This is a genomic window from Kitasatospora sp. NPDC059088, from assembly GCF_042738155.1.
Classification (GTDB): Bacteria; Actinomycetota; Actinomycetes; order Streptomycetales; family Streptomycetaceae; genus Kitasatospora.
Map to the genome: position 1 here is coordinate 1,040 of NZ_JBHYGR010000123.1, position 8,746 is coordinate 9,785.

The 8,746-nt window shown below is 72.7% G+C and carries 3 protein-coding genes; 1 reads left to right on the forward strand and 2 read right to left on the reverse strand.

Annotation, left to right across the window (positions count from 1 at the left end; translation table 11 throughout):
* Positions 1-157: 157 nt before the first annotated feature.
* Positions 158-721, reverse strand: coding sequence for a GPR1/FUN34/YaaH family transporter (locus ACFWXO_RS36180; protein WP_375897104.1), 564 nt, complete (start codon positions 719-721; stop codon positions 158-160).
* Between the two features lie 267 nt (positions 722-988).
* Positions 989-3,550 carry a SpoIIE family protein phosphatase gene (locus ACFWXO_RS36185; RefSeq protein WP_380529436.1) on the reverse strand — a complete coding sequence of 854 codons (2,562 nt, stop codon included), beginning with the start codon at positions 3,548-3,550 and terminating at the stop codon, positions 989-991.
* Positions 3,551-4,136: 586 nt separating this feature from the next.
* Here ACFWXO_RS36185 and ACFWXO_RS36190 point away from each other — a divergent pair.
* Positions 4,137-8,657 (forward strand): HAMP domain-containing protein, encoded by a 4,521-nt coding sequence (locus ACFWXO_RS36190; RefSeq protein ID WP_380529450.1) that lies wholly within the window; start codon positions 4,137-4,139, stop codon positions 8,655-8,657.
* Positions 8,658-8,746: the final 89 nt, after the last annotated feature.

Here is an 8,746-nt window from a genome sequence, read left to right on the forward strand (position 1 = left end):
GGGCGTGGTTCGTCGGGGCTGACCCCTCGGTGTTTGCCCCCCGCGCGGCCGGGGGGGGGGGGGCGGGGGGGGGGGGGGGCGCCCCGGGGGGGCGCCCCCCCCGCCCCCGGGCCGGTGCCGAGGAGCGGCCCCAGCAGGTCGGTTGAGCCCCGGCAGGTCACTTGACCGGCAGGGCGACCTTCCCCCAGGAGCCGTTGCTCAGGCGGGAGGTGGCCCAGTACCAGGCGATGGCCCCGGAGACGGCCGCGACCCAGCCGGCGGCCTTGCCGAGGCCGCTGTAGCCGCCGAGGACGGCGATGGCGTCCAGCACGAGGGAGACGGTGAACAGGCCGTAGACGGCGCGGCTGAACAGGCCCGCGCCCCAGCTGGCGGCGGTGAGGCTGAGGGCGAGCAGGGCCCACAGCAGCAGGAACAGACCGGCGGCGTTCTTGCTCGCGCCGCCGGCCACCGACCAGGTCGCCCAGAAGGCGCCGAGGCTGGTGAAGGCGGTCCCGGTGAAGCCCTCGCCGCCGCGGAGCTGCCAGAGGCCCGCGATGAAGAGGGTGACGCCGCCGAGCAGGTGGGCGAGGTGGGCCGCGTCCCCGACACCGGTGCCGTGCAGGATCCCGGTGGAGAGCAGACCGTAGGCGAGCAGTGTCAGGCCGAGGGCGAGGTAGCCGAGGTTACCCGCGTCGGCTCCGGTGGAGCGGGCGTTCGTTGCCCCGGTAGCGTCGTTGCTCACCGGAGGCTCCTTTCACTCTGGGCGCGCGCAGGGCGCAGTGACGCTTGGTGTCGTTCCGATGAGTGGATGCGCGCGACCGCGCCGAGGGCGCACGGCTGTGAGCGTGCGCGGGCTGCGGTCAGAAGTGAGGTCAGAAGCGACGGGCCTGCGGAGAGCCGCTGGTCACGTCCCCGCCGGGGGATTCCCCGGCGAGATCGGTTTACCCGGCCCCGCTCGCTTGTACCCTTGTGAAGATAACAATTTGTGACGATGTCAGCCGGGGAACGCTCAGGTCTGGCGCCGGGTCGGAACCCGGAGCGTCAGGATCGCCATGTCGTCGGACGGCGGCTCGGGGGCGAAGCGCTCGACCGCGCGCTGCACCCGCATGGCGACCGCGCCGGCGGTCAGTCCGGTGCAGCCGGTGAGCACCTCGGCGAGGCCGTCGTCGCCGAGCATCCGCCGGCCCTCGCGGCGTTCGGTGACGCCGTCGGTGACGCAGAGCAGGACCTCGCCGGGCGCCAGCACCAGGTGCTCGGCGGTGAGTTCGAGGTCCTCCATGACACCGAGCAGCGGCTGCGGGGTGGCGGCCCGGTCGACCTGGCCGTCGGTGCGCAGCCGCAGCGGCAGCGGGTGGCCGGCGCAGACCAGGGACAGTTCGGTGCTGCCGTCCGGGCGGGGCGTCAACTCGCCGTAGAGCAGGGTGAGGAAGCGGCTGCGCGCGCCCTCGTCCAGGATGGCCGCGTTGAGCCGGCGCAGCACCTGCGGGGCGTCCAGGCCCTCGCGGGCGAGCAGGCGCAGCGAGTGCCGGGCCAGGCCGGTGACGGAGGCGGCCTCGGGGCCGGTGCCGCAGACGTCGCCGATGGCGAAGCCGTAGGTGCCCTCGCGGATGGTGAACAGGTCGTAGAAGTCGCCGCCGACCTCGTTGCCCTCGCCGGCGGCCTGGTAGTAGACGTCCACCTCGACGCCCGGGATCTCGGGCAGGTCCGGCGGGAGCAGGCTGCGCTGCAGGGCCTGGCTGGTCGCGGTGCGCTCGGAGTAGAGGCGGGAGTTGTCGAGGGCCAGGGCGGCCCGGCGGGAGAGGTCCTCGGCGAGTTCGAGGATCTCCTGCCGGAACCGCACGCCGGCCGGGACGCCGAGGGCGAGCAGGCCGATCACCCGGTTGCGGGCGGTCAGCGGCAGGACGACGGTCTCGCCGAGCAGGCCGGTGAGTTCGGGGCTGTCGGTGAGGCCGCGGGCTCCGGCGGTCTCGGTGGGCGCGGTCCAGAAGCGGACGCCGTGGGTGGGCCCGGCCTCGGGGGCGGGGGTCTTGTCGAGGAGGTCGCGCAGGGGGTCGATCCGGTCCTCGTCCTCGTGCAGGACGAAGGCGAGGCCGGCCGAGGAGCTGTGGTCGCCGTTGGTGTAGACGGCGCACCAGGAGGCGAGGGTGGGGACGGCCATCTGGGCCATCAGCGCCAGGGTCTGCTCGTGTTCGAGGGTGCCGGCCAGCAGGTCGGAGGCTTCGACGAGGAAGGAGAGCGAGCCGCGGCGCAGCCGTTCGAGCTCGGTCAGCCGGGTGCTCTCGACGGCCAGGGCGACCCGGTCGGCGGCGAACTGGAGGCGCAGCGCGTCCTCGTTGTCGTAGCGGCCGGGGGCGGCGGTGGCGATGCCGAGCGAGCCGATCAGGCGGCCCTCGACCTTGAGCGGGACGGTGACCAGGGAGCGCATGCCGCTGCCGGTGAGCAGGGGCAGGCCGGTGGGGCGGGCGGCGAGGTCCTCGTGGACGGTGGGCAGCCGGGCGGAGTCGTAGCGGTTGCCGGTGCCCACCGGGAAGCGGGTGTGCCGGCGGTGCCCGGTGGTCAGGCCGGTGGCGGCGCGGACCTCGAACTCGGCCTCGTCGTCGGTGGTGAGCAGCAGGTAGGCGGCGTCCGCGTCGAGCAGGTCGCGGGCGCGTTCGACGGTGCGCTGGAGGAGGGTTTCGAGGTCGTCGGTGGCGACCGGACCGGCCAGCAGGTCGAGCCGGGGACCGGTCTGGTCGGGGCGCTCGCCGGGCAGGGCGCGGGCGGGGGAGCGCAGGACGGCGCGGTCGGGTTCGAGGACGAGCAGGCAGAGGGTGGAGGCGACGCCCTCGGTGTCGCGCACGCGCACCTGGACGCCGTAGACCTCGACCTCCTCGCCGTCGGCCCGGCGTACGCCGTAGTCGCCCTCCCAGCGGGCCAGCCGGAGGGTGTCGGTGAGGCCGAGGCCGCGGCCGGGGGACTGCGGCCAGACCGCGAGGTCGGCCCAGGGGCGGCCCAGCACGGTGGCCGCGGGGTAGTGGAAGAGGGATTCGGCGTCCGGGTTCCAGGCCAGGACGCGGCCGTCCTCGTCGAGTTGGACGACGGCGACGTGCACCGGCCCGGGGCTGCTGGGCAGGTCGCTGCCGGGGGTGGCGGGGACGGCGTAGCGGGTGCCGGCCACGTGGGCGGGCAGGGCGAGCCGGAACCAGACGGTCTTCTGCCCGGCCGCGTACTCGACGCCCCAGCGTTCGGCGAGGGCGGAGCACATCAGCAGGCCGCGGCCGCCCTCGCCGTCGGGGTCGGCGAAGCGCTCGGAGGCGGACACCGGGCCGTCACCGAGCGAGGGCAGGCCGCGCTCGGGGTGGTGGTCGGTGACCTCGATCCGGACGCTCTCCTCCTCGCGCAGGCAGCACACCTCGGCGGCGGTGCCGGCGTGCACGACGGCGTTGGTGACCAGCTCGCTGACCAGCACGACGGCGTCGTCGACGACCTCGGGCAGGCCCCAGCCGAGCAGCGCGTCCCGGACGAAGCCCCTGGCGGCGGCCGCGGACCGGCCGTCGGGGTCGAAGGTGGCGGCTGCGCGCGCGGTGACCACGTTGCCACTTCTCCTCTGCTGCTCTGGCCCTGACTGTCCGGGGCTCGTGCCGACCTTCCCGGGCGGGCCGTCGGGTGGGCGGCGTCGTCGGGTCGGGTCGTGGCCCGGTGCAGCGCTCCACCCTACTTTCCGCTTGGTTCCCCGTGGGGGCGGGGCGGCGAAACAGGCACCGGAGGGTGATTCTGCCCACCTGTTTCGGACGGTGCGGGGACAACCGTGGGCAACCAGCCGTATACCCGGCGCAGGTGCTGCCAGACTGGGGGGTCCGCGACGGCCGGTGGGAGCAGTACGGTCGTGTGGGTGCCGGTGGGCCGTGAGGTCCGGCCGGTACGCAGCCCAGCCGGGCCGGTGCCCGGTCCCGTGCCGTTCCGGCGCGGCGGTCACCGGACAGTACACACGATGTGGGAGGGGCCCGTTGAGTTCGGCCACCAAGGACGCCACCAAGGACGCCACCGGTACGACGCCGCAGGCTCCGCGCGGCGGGCGGGCCGGGGCCGCGCCGCGGATCGCGGCCGGCCGGCGAGCGGGCCACAGCCGCGGCGCGGAGCCCGCCGAGCTGCGCAAGCTGCTGGCCGCGCTCACCGCGATGCGGGACGGGAACTTCCGCCGCCGGCTGACGGTGCCGGGCGACGGGCCGTTGGCGGAGATCGCCGCGGTGTTCAACGAGGTCGCCGAGCGCAACCAGCACCTGACCGGTGAACTGGCCCGGGTGCGGCGGGCGGTGGGCCGCGAGGGCCGGCTGAACGAGCGGCTGGAGACCGGTGCGGGCGAGGGCGCCTGGATGGCGGCGGTCGACAACTGCAACGCGCTGATCGACGACCTGGCCCGGCCGATGGCCGAGGTGGGCCGGGTGCTGACCTCGATCGCCGAGGGCGACCTGGACCAGAAGATGGAGCTGCGCTCGCTGCACAGCAACGGGGTGAGCCACCCGTTGCGCGGCGAGTACCTGAGGATCGGCCGGACGGTCAACGGGCTGGTGGACCAGCTCTCCGAGTTCACCGACGAGGTGACCCGGGTGGCCCGCGAGGTGGGCACCGAGGGCAAGCTCGGCGGGCAGGCCAAGGTCCGCAGCGTGTCGGGCAGTTGGAAGGACCTGGCGGACTCGGTCAACACCATGGCCGGGCGGCTGACCGCGCAGGTGCGCAACATCGCCCAGGTGACCACGGCGGTGGCCAAGGGCGACCTGTCCCGCAAGGTGACCGTCGACGTGGCCGGCGAGATGCTGGAGTTGAAGAACACCGTCAACACGATGGTGGACCAGCTGAACGGCTTCGCCGCCCAGGTGACGACGGTGGCCAGGGACGTCGGCACCGAGGGCCGGCTGGGCGGTCAGGCGCAGGTGCCGGGCGTGGCCGGGGTGTGGCGCGAGCTGACCGACTCGGTGAACTTCATGGCCGACAACCTGACCGGCCAGGTGCGCAACATCGCCCAGGTGACCACGGCGGTGGCGCGCGGGGACCTCTCGCAGAAGATCGAGGTGGACGCGCGCGGCGAGATGCTGGAGCTCAAGAACACCATCAACACGATGGTGGACCAGCTCTCCGGCTTCGCCGAACAGGTGACCAGGGTGGCCCGCCAGGTGGGCACCGAGGGGCGGCTCGGCGGGCAGGCCCAGGTGCCCTGGGCGGCCGGGGTGTGGCGGGATCTGACCGACAACGTCAACTTCATGGCGAACAACCTCACCGATCAGGTGCGCAACATCGCCCAGGTGACGACGGCGGTCGCCAAGGGCGACCTGTCGCAGAAGATCCAGGTGGACGCCCGGGGCGAGATCCTGGAGTTGAAGAACACCATCAACACCATGGTCGACCAGCTCTCGGCCTTCGCCGACGAGGTCACCCGCGTCGCCCGGGACGTGGGCACCGAGGGCATCCTCGGCGGCCAGGCCAGCGTGCCCGGGGTGTCCGGGACGTGGAAGGACCTGACCAACAGCGTCAACCTGATGGCCAACAACCTGACCAACCAGGTGCGCAACATCGCCGAGGTGACCACGGCGGTGGCCCGCGGCGACGTGTCGAAGAAGATCACCGTCGACGCCCGGGGCGAGATCCTGGAGCTGGTGACCACCGTCAACACCATGGTCGACCAGCTGTCCGCCTTCGCCGACGAGGTCACCCGGGTCGCCCGCGAGGTGGGCACCGAGGGCATCCTGGGCGGCCAGGCCCGGGTGCGCGGGGTGTCGGGCATCTGGAAGGACCTGACCGACAACGTCAACTTCATGGCGTCGAACCTGACCGGACAGGTCCGCAACATCGCCGAGGTCGCCTCCGCGGTGGCCCGCGGCGACCTCTCCAAGAAGATCACCATCGACGCCCAGGGCGAGATCGCGACGCTCGCCGGGACGCTGAACACCATGGTCGACCAGCTGTCCGCGTTCGCGGTCGAGGTGACCCGGGTGGCCCGTGAGGTGGGCACCGACGGCACCCTGGGCGGTCAGGCGAGCGTGCCGGGCGTGGCCGGCATCTGGAAGGACCTGACCGACAACGTCAACCAGATGGCCAACAACCTCACCGGCCAGGTCCGCAACATCGCGCTGGTGATCACCGCGGTCGCCCGCGGCGACCTCTCGCAGAAGATCGACGTGGACGCGCGCGGCGAGATCCTCCAGCTCAAGACCAACATCAACACCATGGTCGACCAGCTCTCCGCCTTCGCCGACGAGGTCACCCGGGTCGCCCGCGAGGTGGGCACCGACGGGCGGCTCGGCGGCCAGGCCCGGGTGCCCGGGGTGGACGGCACCTGGCAGGACCTCACCGAGTCGGTGAACGAGCTGGCCAACAACCTGACCCGGCAGGTGCGCGCGATCGCCCAGGTCGCCACCGCGGTGACCAGGGGCGACCTGAGCCTGCGGATCGACGTGGACGCCGCCGGTGAGCTCGACGAGCTCAAGGACAACATCAACCAGATGATCGCCAACCTGCGCGAGACCACCCGGACCAACCAGGAGCAGGACTGGCTCAAGACCAACCTGGCCCGGATCTCCGGCCTGCTCCAGGGCCGCCGGGACCTGGAGGCCGTCGCCTCGCTGATCATGACCGAGCTGACCCCGGTGGTCTCCGCCCAGCACGGCGCCTTCTTCCTGGCCCAGCCGGCCGGGCGGACCGCCGAACTGATCACCGAGGACGACGACGAGAACGACACCGTGCTGCGCCTGATCGGCAGCTACGGCTACCAGCGGCGGGCGATGCCCACCACCTTCCGGCCGGGCGAGTCGCTGATCGGCCAGGCCGCGACGGAGAAGCGGGCGATCATCGTCAAGGAGGCGCCGCCCGGATACCTCAAGATCGCCTCCGGCCTCGGCGAGGCCTCGCCGGCCCACATCGTGGTGCTGCCGGTGCAGTTCGAGGGCCGGCTGCTGGGCGTGATCGAGCTGGCCACGTTCAGCTCCTTCACCACCGTCGCGCTGGACTTCCTCAACCAGATCGCCGACCTGATCGGTGTCACCGTCAACACCATCAGCGTCAACACCAAGACCGAGGGCCTGCTGCTGGAGTCCCAGCGGCTCACCGCCGAACTCTCGATGCGGTCCGCCGAGTTGGAGGCGCGCCAGGAGGAACTGGAGCGCACCAATGAGGAGTTGCAGGAGAAGGCCGAGCAACTCGCCCAGCAGAACCGCGACATCGAGATCAAGAACAGCGAGATCGAGGAGGCCCGGCAGGTCCTGGAGGAGCGCGCCGAGCAGCTCGCCCTGGCCTCCCGGTACAAGAGCGAGTTCCTCGCCAACATGTCGCACGAGCTGCGCACCCCGCTCAACTCGCTGCTGATCCTGGCCAAGCTGCTCTCCGACAACAACGAGGGCAACCTCTCGCCCAAGCAGGTCGAGTTCGCCGACACCATCCACGGCGCCGGCTCCGACCTGCTCCAGCTGATCAACGACATCCTCGACCTGTCCAAGGTCGAGGCCGGCAAGATGGACGTCCGCCCGGCCCGGATCGCCCTGGTCCAGCTGGTCGACTACGTCGAGGCCACCTTCCAGCCGGTCGCCCTGGACAAGAACCTGGACTTCGCGGTCCGGGTCTCGCCCGCCCTGCCGGTCACCCTGCACACCGACGAGCAGCGGCTCCAGCAGGTGCTGCGCAACCTGATCTCCAACGCCGTCAAGTTCACCGACACCGGCGGCGTCGACTTCTCGATCAGCCCGGCCGGCCGGGACGTCCCCCAGCACGTGCGCGAGCGGCTGCTGGAGTTCGGCTCGATCCAGGGCCCGGACGAGGAGCTGATCGCCTTCTCGGTCTCCGACACCGGCATCGGCATCCCCGGCAACAAGCTGCGGGAGATCTTCGAGGCGTTCAAGCAGGCCGACGGCACCATCAGCCGCAAGTACGCCGGCACCGGCCTCGGGCTGTCGATCAGCCGCGAGATCGCCCGGCTGCTCGGCGGCGAGATCCACGCCGAGAGCGAGCTCGGCAAGGGCTCGACCTTCACGCTCTACCTGCCGCTGCGCACCGAGGCCCCGGACGCCGCCGCCGAGCGGCTCCTGGACCGCCCGGGCCCGGCGAACCCGCCCGCGCTGCGCGCCTCGGTCGGGGTGACCCCGGTGGGCCTGCCGGTGCCGGTCGGCGAGAGCCCGGCCGACCACTGGGCCCAGGAGGTCCGGGAGATGGCCGAGGAGCGCCGCCGCGGGGCGGTGGAGCGCCGCCGCAGCGCCGCCCTGGAGAGCGCCGCGGTGCCGCGGGCGGTGGAGCCCGCGCAGCAGCCCCGGCCGGTCCGCGCCGACACCCGCTTCGACGGCCAGCAGGTGCTGATCGTGGACGACGACGTGCGCAACGTGTTCGCCCTGACCAGCGTGCTGGAGCAGTACGGGCTGACCGTCCTGTACGCGGAGAACGGCCGCGAGGGCATCGAGATGCTGGAGCAGCACGAGAACGTGGCGCTGGTCCTGATGGACATCATGATGCCGGAGATGGACGGCTACGCGACCACCGAGGCGATCCGCCGGATGCCCCAGTTCGCCGGCCTGCCGATCATCGCGCTGACCGCCAAGGCGATGAAGGGCGACCGGGAGAAGTCCCTGGAGGCGGGTGCCACCGACCACATCACCAAGCCGGTGGAGACCGACCACCTGCTGTCGGTGATGTCGGAGTGGCTGAACGGCGACCGCGCGTGAGCGAGGCGCCTGGGGGGGGGGGGGGCGGCGCCCGCCGCCCCGGGGCCCGCCACCGCCGCCCGCGGGGCGGGGGGGGGGCGGGGCGCGCC